This is a genomic window from Virgibacillus sp. Bac332 (assembly GCF_003667785.1).
Taxonomy (GTDB): Bacteria; Bacillota; Bacilli; order Bacillales; family Amphibacillaceae; genus Virgibacillus; species Virgibacillus salarius.
Genome location: NZ_CP033046.1, coordinates 2,748,794 through 2,764,584, shown reverse-complemented (window position 1 = coordinate 2,764,584; position 15,791 = coordinate 2,748,794). Strand labels below are relative to the sequence as shown.

Here is a 15,791-nt window from a genome sequence, read left to right as displayed (position 1 = left end):
TAATCCCTCCTATTTTTCTAGTTCTTCTTCCCAATTGAGCATGCCGCCAGCAACATTCGTAACATCAAATCCTTTATCTTCTAAAAATGTAGCTGCTTTTCCACTTCTACCACCGGATCGACACACCATATAATAGTGTCTCTTTTGATCTAATTCTCCTAATTTATCAGGAATATCACCCAATTTAATGTGATTAGCTCCAGGTATTTTTCCTTGAGCTACTTCATTATCTTCGCGGACATCTATAATATATAGTTTTTCTCCCGCCAAAACCTTTTGAGCTAATTCCTTGGTAGTAATCTCCTTCATTACACTTTCCTCCTATTCATTCACAGTTGGTAAAACACATATACTGGTACAGGTATATAAACCCAAAAAAAATTAGATAAATAGATTTACATTCCCATCCTGAGCATCACCAATATAAGCAGCAACACCACCATACTCAATTTCATCTAATAATTCCTCTTTTTGTAATCCAAGTAGATCCATTGTCATTGTACAGGCAATTAATTTTACATCTTGTTCTTGAGCCATTTCTACTAACTGAGGAAGTGGTATAGCATTATGCTTTTTCATAACACTTTTTATCATTTTGGGACCCATCCCTAAATAGTTCATTTTAGATAATCCCATTTTATCAGTACCTTTTGGCATCATTTTCCCAAACATCATTTCCATAAAACCTTTTTTTACTGGAACTTGATTTTCTTTACGTAATGCATTTAACCCCCAAAAGGTATGAAAAATAGTCACCTCATGGTCATATGCAGCAGCACCGTTAGCAATAATATAAGCGGCCATTGCTTTATCATAGTCCCCGCTAAATAATACAATTGTTGTTTTCTTTTTTTCAGTCATCTTCACAGCACCTTCTTTCGGATTTTACTAATACCCGCACGGGTATTATATCGTTTATAAAAAATAGGGTTAAGTTAACCCCTCCTACATGGTAGTAGTTTGCTGCTAGTTTGTCAATGTGTTACCTGCTCTTAACCAGTAATTGTACTGCTTCCTGTATAATTTCCTCTGAGCTTTCACCATTTTCTTTTTCTTCTCGAATACACTGTTCTAAGTTTGTACTTACAATCAGTGCAGCCGTACGATCAATTGCACTTCTTACAGCAGACATTTGCGTAACAATATCACGGCAATCTTTTTCGTCTTCCATCATCTTTAACAAGCCTCTAATCTGCCCCTCAACCCGCTTCATTCTATTTTTCACATTCGAATTGTACTTCATTTCTCCAGCCCTCCTTTCCTTTATTCATTAGCAGCTACATGATAGCCTACAACGTGCTTTCCTTTTTTTCGTAAAAAACGAGAGCTTAAATTTTTATCAACCCGATCCTTTGCTACAATGATGAGTTTATGATTTGGTAATTCATTATAATAACGATGAAGGTACGGCATTGGTAAACAACACGCATTATCAATCATGTCCTGTGATGATATTTGGTAGTCTCTCGTATCTACAATGGTTATCTTATCATTACATGAGGAGACACGATCAATATTTATTTTTCCAATACCCCAAACGGGTATATATCGTCGATAAAGGACAAGCAATAATAAACTAATCATAACTAATAGTAAGACAGTCATATTTCCCTCCTTGTTTCCTGTAATCTACATCCATATTATACCCCTATAGGTATAATGTCAAGGAGGTATTTTATTTATTATGGAGAAGCAAATAAGCCGAAGACAGCAAAAAGCAGTAGGTATTGAGCCAAAACAAGTAAATAAGCAGTCCGCCAATCCATTCGTTCCATTGAGGCTATTTGCAGAAAATTGTTAAGTCGTTTTTCAAGTTTAATAATTTGATAGATATATATATTTAGACCTAATGGGAAAAGAATGCCAATAACTTTCCAAATTTTTGCTTGCTCATACTTATGAAATAGATATGTAATGTAGCATTGCGAAATAATCACAACTGCTGCTAGTAGTAATAGAACAATATATAATTCTGTCCATAGATTATGTACCATTTTTAACACCTACTTCATCTAAAAACAACCAGCATATAATTATCTGCAATATCGTCATCCAACCTATAAATAGAACAGAAGAATAGTCTAGTGAATGAACAATTTGAAAAACTACAGTTAATGGCTCTGTAAAAATGTGAATAGAATGGAAGCGTAAAAACCTACCAATATATACACCAATACTTGATAATATAATCATTAATAGTAATATCAAATTCATCCACTTTGACCTTCCTAAAAAGGCTCGGACTTGGTCCATCATTAGCACATAATAAAATAAAGCCAAAAATACGCCACTAACTAATATCGTAAAATTCCACCATTCCTTCAACTCTAGTCCTTCCATAAAATCAAAATCAAAAAAAGTTAGGTGAATTAAATCTGTTACTACATAAATAGCATTTGGAGATAGCAAAATAAAAGTAACAACAAAAAACATACTCATCACTATTTCTTTATTATTTCTTATTCGAAATAGAGGAAGTAAAAAAGAAAGCTCTAATGCAGCAAAAGCAAGAAATAAATTAAAAATCATAAACGAATAGGTTGTATCAAAACATAATAACACTAAAATATAAAGGAAAAAGATAATTCTTGCCTTTGATCGCTTACTCATAATTAAGCTCCCCTTCATTTGTACATTTATCTATATTACAATGAGAAGATACGATGTGCAACGATATCGTTTATTTATGAGATAGATATAGTAAGGAGGTTTTTTCAATGCGTCTTTGGCACGAATCCCTAATTAAAGCTTTGCCACGTCAACAATTACTAGGACAACACCGTGAATGCTGTGCGTTACGAGGCAAGGGATGGGGGAAAAAACATGCTACGGTAAATTATGTGTTCCACTACTCCCCATATCTACTTTTTTTATATCATAAACGCATTATGATTGAAATGAAGAAGAGAGAATATAATATTGATCCATCATGGGAAGATCCATATTACCGGGGGAAAAATTCAGAACCACATGATGCCGAAAGTTTTTACGGTATGGATGCAAATCGTAACATCGATCATCCCATATACCCCGAGCATAATAATTCATATTTGCAGGAATGTATCGATAACTTAAGGGAAAAAGGGGTTATTCTTAGTAACCGTTGATCAAAAAGCTTGGCAATACTATACCCTATCCTCTAAAAAAGAATGGTCTATTACGGAATGTTGAGATTTTGTACTGCATTGTGGGAGATTACTTCACTGTCAAACTTTTGGATCCCTTCAGGGGCATTATTGGGGCCCACTCTCGCTAGGAGAGCCATTGTATTTTACCTACGCTACTTAGTTTAGATAATCTAACATCAAATAAAGCCGAGCCAATTCAAAGACAAGCTAAAGCGTTTCGAATAGGCTTGGCATTCACATATGTTGTCACGGTCTAACATTACGTAAAATATTCTATGTTAGACTCTGGAAAATATTTATGAATATATCCACCTAACGTATCCTTCATATCTTCTTGCTCCTCATCCATATAAACGTATTTTCCTATTCCGTACCTTCCCCACTTCCACTTCCGTTTCGATTCATCTAATTCCAATTTTGTCATTGGATAATTTTCTTGAATGACTCGTTTAGCTGGCTTGGTAAATCGATGCTGAATCATTTCAAACGTTAGATCCTTTTTCGCTTTCGTTGATAAAGCTGCTTCTAATTTTTCAAACATTTCATGATACCCTTGCTTCCAACCATCATGTAGATAAATCGGGGCAACGATAAACCCTAATGGGTATCCAGCCTCTGCTACCTTTACAGCAGCTTCAATACGTTCATTCAACCGAGATGTGCCAGGTTCAAAATATTTAATGATGTAGTCATCATTTATACTAAAACGAAATCGAGTTCGACCATTATGTTTTGCATCTAATAAATGATCAACATGTGCAAATTTGGTCACAAACCGTAATTGGCCATATTCCGATTGGCCAAAGTATTCAATGGCCCGTTTTAAAGTATGTGTTAGGTGGTCTACTCCAACTATATCTGACGTACATGATGCCTCAAATCGTGTTGTTTCAGGCGCTCTTTCGTCCATATATTGCTCTGCGGCTTCGAATATCTCATCTACATTGACGTAGGTCCGAATATACGGTTTACTTCCCATCGTTGTTTGTAAATAGCAATAATGACAATGCCCCATACATCCAGTAGCAAAAGGAATAGCATATTCAGCTGATGGCTTTGAGGTATCGAACTTTAAGGTCTTACGCAGTCCAACAACTAGTGTAGACTTAGCTACTCGATATCTTTGAAAATGATTATCCCCCGGCAAATTTCTAACTTGATTATGAGATGTTGTTTCTCTAATCTCAATACCCATATCCTCAAACTTCGTGATTAATTTTTTACCTAGTGGATATGTCAATGCATTAGGTTCAACATAGACAAGCTGTGGAACAAATGGTTTAACCATAGTAGTCTCCTTGTTCTGGTAAGCCAAAAGCTGCCTGATATGCCTCTTCGGCTTCATTAGCAGACTTATATACGGCAATCTCGTCCGTTAATGGATAATAGGTTTCATATATAAACAGGGCTAATTCTTGTGGCAGTTCAGGATTTTCTACCACCGCCGCCTGTTGAACCTGGGCAACATCCTGTGCGTGCGGATTGCGAATGATAACATAAACTACTTCACCAGGTTGATACATATTATTAATCTCCATCTAATCACCAAACTTCTACAATTATTATCCTTATTATGTGCAATCACCATTGATTTAAAACTAACAATCGTATTAATTTGCTATACTTTGCGCTATACGCTATATATATAAATAAAAATGAAGCGAACAAGCTATTCGCTTCATTTTTATTTATAGTTATGGAAAATACTATTCAGCCATTTTTACAATAGGCTTAATCGTCACACCATTCTTTGAATCTGCAAAGGCTTCATTAATTTGCTCGAACTCATAAAACTTAACTAATTTATCAAACGGAAATTGTCCATTTTTATAATACTCAACTAGCTGAGGAATAAATACTTTAGGTATGGCGTCCCCTTCAATTACTCCCATAATCGTTTTGCCTTCTGCCATGATATCATTATGCACATCAAACGTTATTTCTGGTGTAACACCAACAATTGCACATTGTCCTAAAGGGCGAAGCGCATGTATGGATTGTTTTACCACAGGAGGAACTCCAGTTGTATCAATGGCATAGTGCGTTCCCCCATTGGTTATTTCTTTTATTTCTTTCACAACATCCTCTGTCGTTTTACTATTTATAGCATGAGTTGCACCTAATTCTTTTGCCAATTCTAGACGACTCTCCTGAATATCTACAGCTATAATTTGCTTACATCCTTGAATCTTAGCAGCCATAACTGCGCTTAATCCAACAGCACCACTACCGTATATTGCAATTGATGAACCAAATTCGGGTTTTAATTTATTTAAAACGGTACCGCTGCCAGTTTGGATTCCACATCCAAGTGGTCCTAATAATGCTAAGTCAACATCTTTATCGACTTTCACAACATTTTTCTCATTAGCAACAGCAAATGTTCCAAAAGAAGATTGTCCAAAGAAAGTGGATAATGCTTGTCCATTCTGATGAATTCTATATGTTCCATCCTCCATCTTTCCTCCGAAATTCAAATCATTGAATGCTAGACAAACAGATGGATGCCCTGTTAAACAGTTTTCACAATGCCCGCATGAAGCAAATGCAATGACGACATGGTCGCCAGGCTCAATTGTAGTGACTGCATCTCCAACCTCTTGAACAACACCTGACCCCTCATGACCCAGTACGGCGGGGAATGGTGCAAGGCCCGCATCTCTTGCTACTGCATCGGTATGACATACACCAGAAGCTACAATTTTAATAACAACCTCATTGGGTTTAGGTTCAGAAAGCTCCACCTCTTCTAGTTTAAAATCATCACCTTGACTATGTGTAACAGCTGCTTGAACCTTCAAACATATACAACTCCTATCTTTTAGTTATTTATAATTATTTAGTTACTATATATTATTATACACTGATATATCGGAACTAACGATAAATGTGCTTGAGACAAGACAAAATACTGCATCATACCAAAACAAGTAAGCTTCATACCATATGTCCAGCTAGAATATGTTACCCATCAAAACGCTAAAATAGTAAAAAGGTAAACAAGTTACGGTAAACTCGTTCACCTTTTTAAACTGTATAACAGCCAAGAACAAATGAATCACATCGTGTTAACAATTAGTCCGATATGGGTAAAATAATTCATCACACCAAATAAAACAAAAACCCATCCTGCAATAGTCCAAGCCATTTTAATAATGATTAATAAGCTTTTATTAGGCTTTGGCTTTAGGATAAATGGAAATAACACTGCCCCCAGCCCTGTAATCGCGTATAATCCTGAAATAAACATTGCCTCGATTAGCGGATAATCTGCAAATGCACCCGAAATCGGTTCTTCTGGTGGAGCAGCAAATAACTGATAAGTTACTCCAGCAATCGCCACTGAAAAAAGTGCTAGCCCCATTGCTGCAGCAAAATAAGCTAATGGTTTTAACAAATAAGGTAGCTCCTGTTGTAACTTTTCAGAAACCGTCTTATTATGGTTCATATTTATACCTTCAGCCATATATACGTTTGACTTTCTCCATAATAAAATAGCAGCTGCCAACAACATTACCCCAAAAGCTAAGGATGGTTCTCCAAAGATGATATCATCGAAGGGAAATCCAATTTTAGACAACGGCCATGTTAAGCTCATATGCGTACCAGTTATTGTAAGGATAAAACCAGGGATAGCAAAGCCAATGGCCCACCCCTCCAGCTGTCCAACGCGCCCTCTGTTCACATGTGATGCAAATCGCAGAATTAATAATAAACCTACACCAGTTGCTACCGCCATAATCGTATTATACACCTGCGTTACTGACCAATCGATAACCATTTGTACTCCCCCTTGTTTAAACATTTCTTCCCATTATAGCTAAATTAATTACGTTAGTTTCGAATATCTTTAAAAGCTTCTGCTTGCTCTTTGATACCTTTTTCAGCAGCAAACCTTTCAATACTTGATGCTCCAAAGAATCCTACAATACCATCTACTCTTTCGATTACATATGCTGCATCTTCCGGTTCGGCTATCGGTCCACCATGACAAATAGCTGTAATATCTGGATTTACGGACTTCCCAGCATCGATGATTTTTTGAATTCTTTCTACACAGTCATCTAAAGTTAACGCAGTTTTAGCTCCAATCGTTCCTTTTGTTGTGAGTCCCATATGCGCAACCAATATGTCTGCTCCAGCTTCCGCCATTTTTCTCGCTTGCTCCTCATCAAACACATACGGAGTTGTGAGCATATCTAATTCATGCGCTTTTTTAATCATATCAACCTCAAGATCATATCCCATGCCCGTTTCCTCTAGATTTTGTCTGAACACCCCATCAATCAAACCAACCGTAGGGAAATTCTGTACACCACTAAAGCCTTGTGACTTTAATTGCTTTAGAAATACATCCATCACTCTAAATGGATCTGTACCATTCACCCCTGCAAGTACAGGTGTGTGATGAACAACTGGTAACACTTCGCTCCCCATTTCTACAACAATTTGGTTTGCATCACCATACGAAAGTAATCCTGCTAATGATCCACGACCAGCCATCCGATATCGACCAGAATTATAAACAATTAGCATATCCGCACCACCAGCTTCACTACTTTTAGCAGTTATACCTGTGCCAGCTCCCACACCTAATAATATTTTCCCTTCATTGACCTCTTCTTTAAATCGATTTAAAATTTCTTCGCGTGAATACAATTTAGTTCTCTCCTTTTTTAGCTTCCATTAATTGAATTAACTTTTCAGCTGCCGCTTCAGCAAAAGCTTTGTCATTAATAACATTATCAAGCTCTATCAATTGTACTTTTGAACGATCTACTTTTTCCTTTAACGTATCAAATAACATCGTATCCTCTTCAGGACCATAAAAGTCCTGTCCCTTTACATCTAGTCCAGAAAGCCCTTTTAGCGGTAATATAAGAGCAGTATCTCCCTCAGCCTTATTTAATTTGGCTGCGATAGCTTCACCGATTTGCTTATTTTCTTCAACGCTCGTACGCATTAATGTAACGGTAGGGTTATGCCTATAAAAATTTCGACCCGCGTAATGCTTTGGAACAGTATCATACGGTCCGAAGTTCACCATGTCCATTGCACCAACAGATACAACCTGAGGAATACGATGTTTCGCCGCTGCTTCTAATCGATGTGGGCCAGCTGCTAATACACCACCAAATAGCTCATCTGCCCATTCTGTTGTTGTTAAATCAAGCACACCCTTAATAAAACCATTCTCAATAAGGTTTTCCATTGTACGGCCACCAACTCCTGTAGCATGGAAAATTAATGTTTCATATCCCTGTTTTTCCAAATATGCTTTTGCATAGTTAATACAGGGAGTCGTTAACCCAAACATTGTCGCAGCGATTAAAGGTTTTTTTTCAATCGTTGTTTTGTTTTCATATGTCAGCATTCCAGCAATTGCAAAGACTGCATTTGTGAAGATTTTGGTAGAAATAGAGTTTAATCCAGCTACATCAACAATAGAAGGGTACATCATAATATCACTTGTCCCAACATATGGCTCCGTATTTCCGGATGCAACTGTTGATACCATAACTTTTGGTACACCGATAGGCAGTGCTCTCATGCCAGGTGTAACGATAGAAGTACCTCCTGTTCCACCAAAAGATAGAATGCCGTCAAATTTTCCTTCATCATATAGTTTTGGCAGTAGTAGTTCCATACCTTTAGAGAGGACGAGCGTAGCATGAGCTCGATCCTTTGCCGCTACGATTTGTTGTTTATCTTCCCCAGCCGCAACAAATACCTCTGTATTAGATACATCTGGAGGAAAAACAGGGTCGAAAACACCTGTATGAATAGTCAATGTTTGAAACCCAAGTGATTCAATCAACTCTTTAACGTATTGAAACTCTTTACCCTTTGAATCAAAAGTACCTGCTAATGCAATTGTTTTCGACATTTCCAACTCCCCTTTTCTTTTAATAATTTAAAAACGTAACATCTACCTTTGCTAGCTGGCTACACATTCAATTTTGGTTAGGTTAAATCTGTTATTTAGTCTACAATGTCCTGTCCTGCTTTAAAGGTAGCTGGAGGAAAAGTTAAAATTGCTCCAGAAAACTTCGCACGAAAAAAGCGATATCTTTTCAAGGATGTGATGACATTAGCAATGACCCATTGCTTCAGTGCGGGGTAATCTCTATCTTTTTGCAATTTCAATTTATCCCTCTATCCCAATGATATCGCTTTCTTCGCGGAAAATTAATGTATTTATGTTCGTTTATTTTGTCCTAATGTTTGTTTTTTATATTGCTTGGGTGATAATCCATATCTTTTTTTAAATATCTTACTAAATTGCGTATAGTTTGGATAACCAACCATTTCTGAAATTGTCGAAAAAGGAAGATCTTTTTCGTACATAATTTCAATGGCCCTATTTAATCGAAAGTTAATTAAATAGTTAACGAATGAAATCCCCATCTCTCCTTTAAACAATGTGCTTAAATAAGTCCTAGATAGGTTTAAGATACTCGCAAGATCATTCAAGGTAATTTGCTCCATATAATGTGTACTTATATAATCTTTAATAAACGCAATATAATCTTGTTTACTACTAAAGCCGTTTATAATTTTTTGCATAAATTCTTCATACTTCACATCATACGTTTGCTTAAATGACTTGGTTATTTTCATAATAAGTTGCTCTGCTGGTATCCTTTCAAAGACAGAACCACCGATATAACCATTTATATCCGTTCCATCATACATAAACTGTACATCAATTGGCTTGTTAACTGGCCCCCCGTAAACCATCTTAATGACAGGCCGATTAAATTGATTACATACACTAAATATGGCTATTGCTATTCGTTTGGCTGATTGCAAGGATTGTATTTGTTTTGCGCCTAGTATCCCACCTGTTGTTAAACCAAGGTGGACACATATGATATCTGCGCCAGCTTGTAGCATGGCTTTTGCTTGGCTTTCATTAAAGACAAAGGCAACAGTAAACAGGCCACGTTGACTTGCAATACGAATTGCCTCAACTTCCCTTTGATACGATATTCCTTGCTCCTCGAGTGCTTCGCGAAAATCACCATCAATTAATCCTAGTGTTGGATAGTTATTTATTCCAGCAAAACCATGATCCTGAATCTTTTTTATGTAAGCCTCTAAATTAATCGTTGGATCAGTTGCAAACAAACCAAAAATGGTGGGTATTTTTTTAATTACAGGCAATAATTCCTTTAGAGCAAAATCCATAACGACGCTATTACTATTTGCATATGGCATAAACCCAGCAAGTGAGCTAACACCCATTTGACGAAATCGACCCGAACTTAACGCCAGTATAAAATCTGCACCACCTTGTTCCGCATATTTTGCTGTTAAACCAGATCCAGTAGCTACACCAATGATATGATTTTTAGTTTTTAGTTGTTTATATAAATTATCTAAAATCTTTTCTTTAACCGATTCCATTTTTATTCTCCATGAAACATTATTTACGTGCAGTGGTGCCACTCCGCGTATTGTTCTTATTTAATCCATCATAGCATATAGAGACAGATTACTATAATGAAAATAAAATATGTAGGAAAACGAAACTACCTAATAATCTAGCCTTGACTATGCTACTTAGCAAACATGTGCCCTTTCATTTACAATATAAAAGGTTTTCCATACAATATTGATAACATAGGGCACTCTTTTATATACTAGTTCACTTTTATGGAAGAAGATAATAAACCATACTTCCTAAATAATTCCCAATCACATAACCTAATGTACCAACTAACATAATCGGAACAATTAATTTCGTCCAACCTTTAGCAATTGCAAAAGCAGCAGCGGTTGTAGGGCCACCAATATTAGCATTACTAGCAACTATCATTTCTTCAAGACTGAATTTAAACAGCTTGCCAACTGTAAATGTTACTAGCATGTTGAATAGAACCATAATAGCTAAAAACAACAATAATAAAGGTGCGTTACTAATAAGTAGTGGAAGTGATGCCGGGACTCCAATTACTACAAAGAAAATATAAATTAAATACGTACCTATTTCTTGAGCACCATGAATATTTTCAAAGAAACGATGGAAGACAGTGACGACAAAAACGGTAATACTCGTTAGCATTAAATAACCATCGCCGAATAAACCATTTAATACATTGTAAAAGAAACCAACACCTTCTCCTGATGGAATCCATTGGTCAATAACTTCAGCAAGTTTAAACGAGATTGCTACTAGTGCAAATGCTATACCAATAGCAAAAGCAATATCTTTTAATGAAACTTCTTTTCGTTTCCAATAGGTACGAACTCCATTCTCTTGAGAATCATTATTGTTTTGTTCCAATTCATCGAGGTAAGGTGTATGGAACCTGTTACGAATGAATGTTATTGCTGGCAGCATAATTAGAGTAAAAAAGTAAAGCGCCATAAGAATATTATCAGCCACTATAGCAGAAGAAGCCAATTCGCCTGGTACCTCAAGCTTAGCTGACAAAGCAGCAAAGTTCACGCCTCCACCTGTATAGGAACCTGTTTCTAATCCTGTAATCTTTGTAGCATTTGGAATCCATTGATGCATAGACATATAAGCAACAAAGCCCCCGATTACAGTACCTATTGAACTAATAAGAAACAGCAATAACATTCTGCCGCTTTCATTCCATATTTTCTTAAGATTTGCCTGGAATAATAACAGCGGAATAGCAAGTGGGACAACATATGACCAAACAGCATCGTAAGCAGGTGCTTGACTTGGAATCACATTTATATTTACGAGAACCATCGCACCAACAAGAGCGATAATAGCACCCGTCACCTTGGAGGCCCACTTATATTTTTGTTCTAAGCATATGCTTACAGCAGCCCAACCTGCCATAAAGGCCCATAACAACCATGTATCTTCTGAACTTATAATTGATGTAATCATGCCAACCCCCCTTTAATTGTTGATAGTTAATACCCCTAGTTCGTCTATCATAAAAATACTAATTATAATATAGAATTTTCTAATTATTATCAAGAGGAAATAACTCCTTTTATGTAGATCATATAGCAATAAAAGAGAAACCCTTCCTTCTTCTATATGCTATTCTTTGCTTACCGAAAGAATATACTTGAGAAAGGAATGATTATTTATGTCAGAATCAATGAAGCATTGCTGTAGCAAAAATAATACAGCTGATAATGAACAGCTTCGCAAAACTCATGTAAATCAAGCGATGATTGTAACAAAAGAAGATTGGAATAAAGCACATCAGGCCTTTTTAAAGAAGGAAAAGGAACATACTCGAGAGCGCGATAAATTAAATGCAGAACGTCGTCACTTACCTATGGTAGAAATAACAAAAAACTATACATTTAACGGATTAAAGGAGCAATATAGCCTTCTTGATTTATTCGCCGGAAAAAAACAGCTTATTGTTTATCACTTCATGTTTGACCCCAGTTGGGTTGAAGGCTGCGATGGCTGTTCTATGATGGTAGATAACATTGGACACCAAGCTCATTTACGTGCACGTGACACGACGTTGGTCTTAATTTCTAGAGCTCCTATGGAAAAAATACATCCCTTTAAAAAGCGAATGGAATGGACCTTGCCATGGTACTCTTCCTTTAACAGTGACTTCAATTATGACTTTGGAGCAACTACGAAGCAAGGAGAAGAAACGCACGCATACAGCGTATTCTTACAAGATAACAACAAGGTTTATCATACGTATTCAACAGGAGCACGTGGTGTTGAATACTTAGGTAGTAATTGGAGCTATCTTGATATCACCCCGATGGGCAGGCAAGAGGATTGGGAAAACTCACCTACTTGGGTCAGGAAAACCCCAAGATATGAATGGTGGAAACATCATGACAAATACACAGACTCCTTGTCTTGACATAGATCAAGAGATTGAGATCAATAATTTTCAGTAAAATAAAGCAGAACAATAAGATACCGACCCTCAGAAGTTAGAGTAAAAAATCTAACTTCTGGGGATCGGTACCAACTTTTTGAATGTTAGTTGTGCTTTGGCTAATTCTAAATTAGTTGTTTGGTTTTAATAACCCCTATATAGCGAGACAACGAAGTATTTTCGCAACGCTGTACTTCCAACACTGGCTAAATGACTTCTTTGATCCGATTACCTATGCGCAAATGATGAATGGTGATTTCCGGACGACTTCCAACTCGAATATTAATTCCTGTTTGACCAAGCCCTTCACTAATATAAAAGGGACGACCTTCTAATTTATGAAGTCCTTTAACCATATTCAACTTGACCAGTTTCCCCATTTTCCGAAGGTGGTAAGGTTTTGGCCAATGAATTTGCCCGCCATGAAAATGACCTGAAAGCAGATAATCAAAATGATACTTGTCCATTTCTAAAACTACATTTGGATCATGTGTTAACACAAGATTACTTCCTTGTTGCAAACCTGCAAACGATTTAACTAGATTACTATGATTTGTACTAAAATTATCAATGCCAATAACATTAACAGCCTCACCATCTACTGTAATTACCGCATTTTCATTCTGAAGCGTTTTGAATCCATACTGATTCAGTATATCTTTTAATTGCTGAAAGTCTCTATCCTTTAACACATAATCATGATTACCAAAAACCGCATAAGCACCATACTTAGGATTTAATTTACTCAATTCCTCTAAATAAGGTATAAGCTTGGGAATACTTTTCTTACGATCTAAGAAATCTCCTGTTAACGCAATTAAATCTAGCGATTGAGAATCTAATTGTTGCATTATATTTTGTGGAGTTATCGATATATTTTCAATATGCAAGTCTGAGATATGCAATATTTTTAGTATTTTCCCTTTATTTGTTTCTATATCTTTTTCTATATCAATTTGATTAACAACCACAGAATGCGTATTTCTATAGCCTATATATATAAAATAACTCAATAATGCTATAATTCCAATACTTATATACATGTAGAAATCACCCCTGTACTCTATTATAAAGGGTGATCATCATTTGTTCACTTGTAATATATGGATATAACATAGCATTCCTAGTAGGTTGTAATTTTCACCGTTGCACAAAAGCGCAAGCGCCCGATTAGAAACGTAGCGACTGGAGCAAGTCTACAGAGATAAAGGAATCACGGTGAGCTTGCGAGCCGATGATGACTTATCGTAGGGCAATTCGTAAAGTCATCTAGCTTCTGGGCGCTGGAGCTGGACGCGGCTCAAACGATATTTATTAACATTGGCAAATTTTATAATTTCCCTAGACTACAAAAAAACAATGATTTACCTACTTCATAACCCTTCTCTATTTTACAGTTCTCCTTCTACAATTCTCCTTACATGAAACAGTGATATTCGCTGCTCTTGTATACTCATTTGACAAAAAACCACCTAGTTGTTACAATTTTAAAAAAGCCGTCCGGTTGGTCTTTTTTATGTTGGTTGATTGGAGGAATGGTAATGAATACGAAAGCTGAGAAGAAACGAGAACATATATTAACATCTGGTACAGCGTTTATTCTTGAGAATGATTTTAATTCGTTAACCTTGGACGCTGTTGCTAATCATGCTGGAATTAGCAAAGGCGGTTTACTATATCATTTCCCAAATAAAGATGCTTTATTAAAAGGTTTATCTGATCATATATTTGAGCAATTTACCAACTCATTTAATAAACATGCAGAAAACGATCCTAATGAAAAAGGAAAGTGGACACGAGCCTTAATTGAAACATCTAAATGGGACTTGGATAATAACGCGAAACTAAATATTGGAATCATGGCAGCATCCATGCTAAATCCTGATATTTCAGAAGGACTTAGCAAGGGATATCGTTATATGCAAAATAAAGTTGAGCAAGACAATCTAGATCCCGTTACTGCTAGTATTATCCGACTTGCCATTGATGGTATTTATTATTCGGAAATGCTTGACATGGCTCCATTAGATGAGAATTTACGTGAGAAGGTCATTGAAAAATTAATTCAAATGACAACATAGGAGGTGCCCCTAATGATCAATCCATTTGTAATTTTAATCATTGCTGTTTTAGGTGAAGTGTTTGGAAATTCTATGTTGAAGCAGTCCAACGGATTCAAAAGGCTCCTCCCTTCCTTAGGAGTTATATTTGGAATGGGGATAGCGTTTTATGGACTATCGCTCACGCTTACTGCTATACCACTTAGTACTGCATATGCAGTATGGTCTGGTGCAGGGACTGCATTGACTGCACTCATTGGTGTTCTTGTTTATAAAGAAAAATTTAATTTTAAAAAAATAATCGGCTTAGTTTTTATTATTGGTGGCGTTATTTCTCTAAAATTATCGAGCGGAGTATAATAGTAGATTGGAGGTTTTTCTTATGAAAGGATATGTCATGTTAGCCATCTCAATTATAAGTGAAGTATGTGGTACAACAATGCTTAAAATATCCGATGGTTTTTCTAATCCTTTACCATCTTTTGGTGTCGTAGTTTCCTTTGCTTCAGCATTTTATTTCCTCTCTATTTGTTTAAAAACAGTAGCCCTAAGCTTGGCATATGCTATTTGGGCTGGAATTGGAACGGCATTGACTGCATTAATAGGAATACTAATTTGGAATGAACCATTTAGCTTCTTGACCGTGGTTGGATTGATTTTCATTATTGGAGGAGTTGTCTTACTCAATATGCCAAATAATCAAGAGGATAAAGTTTTGCATCCATCAAGCTAATGATTAGATAGATGGATAT

Annotated in this window: 21 protein-coding genes; 5 read left to right on the top strand and 16 right to left on the bottom strand. The window is 36.3% G+C overall.

What is annotated here, in order from left to right:
- Positions 1–9 precede the first annotated feature (9 nt).
- The 6 genes from D9782_RS13130 to D9782_RS13105 all read right to left on the bottom strand — a co-directional run bounded on the left by D9782_RS13130 (position 10) and on the right by D9782_RS13105 (position 2,610).
- On the bottom strand, positions 10–309 hold the full coding sequence (locus D9782_RS13130; RefSeq protein ID WP_026682220.1) for a rhodanese-like domain-containing protein: 300 nt from the start codon (positions 307–309) through the stop codon (positions 10–12).
- A gap of 72 nt (positions 310–381) precedes the next feature.
- Positions 382–861 carry a DsrE/DsrF/DrsH-like family protein gene (locus tag D9782_RS13125; protein ID WP_026682221.1) on the bottom strand — a complete coding sequence of 160 codons (480 nt, stop codon included), beginning with the start codon at positions 859–861 and terminating at the stop codon, positions 382–384.
- Between the two features lie 121 nt (positions 862–982).
- Complete coding sequence (locus D9782_RS13120) at positions 983–1,243, bottom strand: metal-sensitive transcriptional regulator (protein ID WP_026682222.1); 261 nt, start codon at positions 1,241–1,243, stop codon at positions 983–985.
- Positions 1,244–1,263: 20 nt separating this feature from the next.
- Positions 1,264–1,605, bottom strand: a complete 342-nt coding sequence (locus D9782_RS13115; protein WP_121604971.1) for a sulfurtransferase — start codon at positions 1,603–1,605, stop codon at positions 1,264–1,266.
- A 77-nt stretch (positions 1,606–1,682) separates the two neighbouring features.
- A complete protein-coding gene (locus D9782_RS13110) occupies positions 1,683–1,994 on the bottom strand; it encodes a hypothetical protein (protein WP_121604970.1) in 312 nt (103 codons plus the stop codon).
- A complete protein-coding gene (locus D9782_RS13105; protein ID WP_026682225.1) occupies positions 1,984–2,610 on the bottom strand; it encodes a DUF1361 domain-containing protein in 627 nt (208 codons plus the stop codon). Before D9782_RS13105 ends, D9782_RS13110 begins: the two co-directional genes overlap by 11 nt.
- A gap of 107 nt (positions 2,611–2,717) precedes the next feature.
- Between D9782_RS13105 and D9782_RS13100 the strand changes: the two genes are divergently transcribed.
- On the top strand, positions 2,718–3,107 hold the full coding sequence (locus D9782_RS13100) for a TIGR02328 family protein (RefSeq protein ID WP_121604969.1): 390 nt from the start codon (positions 2,718–2,720) through the stop codon (positions 3,105–3,107).
- 280 nt (positions 3,108–3,387) lie between these two features.
- On the opposite strand, the gene splB is transcribed toward D9782_RS13100, so the two are convergent.
- The 9 genes from splB to D9782_RS13060 all read right to left on the bottom strand — a co-directional run bounded on the left by splB (position 3,388) and on the right by D9782_RS13060 (position 12,000).
- On the bottom strand, positions 3,388–4,416 hold the full coding sequence (gene splB / locus D9782_RS13095) for a spore photoproduct lyase (RefSeq protein ID WP_121604968.1): 1,029 nt from the start codon (positions 4,414–4,416) through the stop codon (positions 3,388–3,390).
- The gene (locus D9782_RS13090) at positions 4,409–4,651 is read right to left on the bottom strand and encodes a transcriptional regulator SplA domain-containing protein (protein WP_371413952.1); all 243 of its coding nucleotides are present in this window, start codon (positions 4,649–4,651) and stop codon (positions 4,409–4,411) included. The genes splB and D9782_RS13090 overlap by 8 nt, the downstream gene beginning before the upstream one ends.
- Positions 4,652–4,834: 183 nt before the next feature.
- Entirely contained in the window at positions 4,835–5,929 is a 1,095-nt protein-coding gene (locus D9782_RS13085; RefSeq protein WP_121604966.1) for an NAD(P)-dependent alcohol dehydrogenase, read from the bottom strand.
- Between the two features lie 257 nt (positions 5,930–6,186).
- Positions 6,187–6,909 carry a DUF981 family protein gene (locus D9782_RS13080; protein WP_121604965.1) on the bottom strand — a complete coding sequence of 241 codons (723 nt, stop codon included), beginning with the start codon at positions 6,907–6,909 and terminating at the stop codon, positions 6,187–6,189.
- A gap of 53 nt (positions 6,910–6,962) precedes the next feature.
- Positions 6,963–7,787, bottom strand: coding sequence for a phosphoenolpyruvate hydrolase family protein (locus tag D9782_RS13075; RefSeq protein WP_026682231.1), 825 nt, complete (start codon positions 7,785–7,787; stop codon positions 6,963–6,965).
- A gap of 1 nt (position 7,788) precedes the next feature.
- Positions 7,789–9,015 (bottom strand): Tm-1-like ATP-binding domain-containing protein, encoded by a 1,227-nt coding sequence (locus tag D9782_RS13070; protein WP_121604964.1) that lies wholly within the window; start codon positions 9,013–9,015, stop codon positions 7,789–7,791.
- A 95-nt stretch (positions 9,016–9,110) separates the two neighbouring features.
- The gene (locus D9782_RS22940; protein WP_162986395.1) at positions 9,111–9,269 is read right to left on the bottom strand and encodes a hypothetical protein; all 159 of its coding nucleotides are present in this window, start codon (positions 9,267–9,269) and stop codon (positions 9,111–9,113) included.
- 57 nt (positions 9,270–9,326) lie between these two features.
- Complete coding sequence (locus D9782_RS13065; RefSeq protein ID WP_026682233.1) at positions 9,327–10,538, bottom strand: phosphoenolpyruvate hydrolase family protein; 1,212 nt, start codon at positions 10,536–10,538, stop codon at positions 9,327–9,329.
- Between the two features lie 247 nt (positions 10,539–10,785).
- Entirely contained in the window at positions 10,786–12,000 is a 1,215-nt protein-coding gene (locus tag D9782_RS13060; protein WP_121604963.1) for a DUF819 family protein, read from the bottom strand.
- A gap of 208 nt (positions 12,001–12,208) precedes the next feature.
- On the opposite strand from D9782_RS13060, the gene D9782_RS13055 reads away from it, so the two are divergent.
- Complete coding sequence (locus tag D9782_RS13055) at positions 12,209–12,961, top strand: DUF899 domain-containing protein (RefSeq protein WP_240455737.1); 753 nt, start codon at positions 12,209–12,211, stop codon at positions 12,959–12,961.
- Between the two features lie 224 nt (positions 12,962–13,185).
- Here D9782_RS13055 and D9782_RS13050 read toward each other — a convergent pair whose 3' ends face one another.
- On the bottom strand, positions 13,186–14,022 hold the full coding sequence (locus D9782_RS13050) for a metallophosphoesterase (RefSeq protein ID WP_121604962.1): 837 nt from the start codon (positions 14,020–14,022) through the stop codon (positions 13,186–13,188).
- 498 nt (positions 14,023–14,520) lie between these two features.
- On the opposite strand from D9782_RS13050, the gene D9782_RS13045 reads away from it, so the two are divergent.
- The 3 genes from D9782_RS13045 to D9782_RS13035 are packed head-to-tail and all read left to right on the top strand — an operon-like array spanning position 14,521 to position 15,772.
- Positions 14,521–15,060 (top strand): TetR/AcrR family transcriptional regulator, encoded by a 540-nt coding sequence (locus D9782_RS13045; protein ID WP_121604961.1) that lies wholly within the window; start codon positions 14,521–14,523, stop codon positions 15,058–15,060.
- 15 nt (positions 15,061–15,075) lie between these two features.
- Entirely contained in the window at positions 15,076–15,399 is a 324-nt protein-coding gene (locus tag D9782_RS13040) for a DMT family transporter (RefSeq protein ID WP_026682238.1), read from the top strand.
- Between the two features lie 22 nt (positions 15,400–15,421).
- Positions 15,422–15,772 (top strand): DMT family transporter, encoded by a 351-nt coding sequence (locus tag D9782_RS13035; RefSeq protein WP_026682239.1) that lies wholly within the window; start codon positions 15,422–15,424, stop codon positions 15,770–15,772.
- Positions 15,773–15,791 lie beyond the last annotated feature (19 nt).

Bases quoted from the DNA above. Each gene is read 5' to 3' on its own strand.
- D9782_RS13130 (WP_026682220.1), bottom strand. From the start codon at position 309: ATGAAGGAGATTACTACCAAGGAATTAGCTCAAAAGGTTTTGGCGGGA.
- D9782_RS13125 (WP_026682221.1), bottom strand. From the start codon at position 861: ATGACTGAAAAAAAGAAAACAACAATTGTATTATTTAGCGGGGACTAT.
- D9782_RS13120 (WP_026682222.1), bottom strand. From the start codon at position 1,243: ATGAAGTACAATTCGAATGTGAAAAATAGAATGAAGCGGGTTGAGGGG.
- D9782_RS13115 (WP_121604971.1), bottom strand. From the start codon at position 1,605: ATGACTGTCTTACTATTAGTTATGATTAGTTTATTATTGCTTGTCCTT.
- D9782_RS13110 (WP_121604970.1), bottom strand. From the start codon at position 1,994: ATGGTACATAATCTATGGACAGAATTATATATTGTTCTATTACTACTA.
- D9782_RS13105 (WP_026682225.1), bottom strand. From the start codon at position 2,610: ATGAGTAAGCGATCAAAGGCAAGAATTATCTTTTTCCTTTATATTTTA.
- D9782_RS13100 (WP_121604969.1), top strand. From the start codon at position 2,718: ATGCGTCTTTGGCACGAATCCCTAATTAAAGCTTTGCCACGTCAACAA.
- splB (WP_121604968.1), bottom strand. From the start codon at position 4,416: ATGGTTAAACCATTTGTTCCACAGCTTGTCTATGTTGAACCTAATGCA.
- D9782_RS13090 (WP_371413952.1), bottom strand. From the start codon at position 4,651: ATGTATCAACCTGGTGAAGTAGTTTATGTTATCATTCGCAATCCGCAC.
- D9782_RS13080 (WP_121604965.1), bottom strand. From the start codon at position 6,909: ATGGTTATCGATTGGTCAGTAACGCAGGTGTATAATACGATTATGGCG.
- D9782_RS13070 (WP_121604964.1), bottom strand. From the start codon at position 9,015: ATGTCGAAAACAATTGCATTAGCAGGTACTTTTGATTCAAAGGGTAAA.
- D9782_RS13065 (WP_026682233.1), bottom strand. From the start codon at position 10,538: ATGGAATCGGTTAAAGAAAAGATTTTAGATAATTTATATAAACAACTA.
- D9782_RS13060 (WP_121604963.1), bottom strand. From the start codon at position 12,000: ATGATTACATCAATTATAAGTTCAGAAGATACATGGTTGTTATGGGCC.
- D9782_RS13055 (WP_240455737.1), top strand. From the start codon at position 12,209: ATGTCAGAATCAATGAAGCATTGCTGTAGCAAAAATAATACAGCTGAT.
- D9782_RS13050 (WP_121604962.1), bottom strand. From the start codon at position 14,022: ATGTATATAAGTATTGGAATTATAGCATTATTGAGTTATTTTATATAT.
- D9782_RS13045 (WP_121604961.1), top strand. From the start codon at position 14,521: ATGAATACGAAAGCTGAGAAGAAACGAGAACATATATTAACATCTGGT.
- D9782_RS13035 (WP_026682239.1), top strand. From the start codon at position 15,422: ATGAAAGGATATGTCATGTTAGCCATCTCAATTATAAGTGAAGTATGT.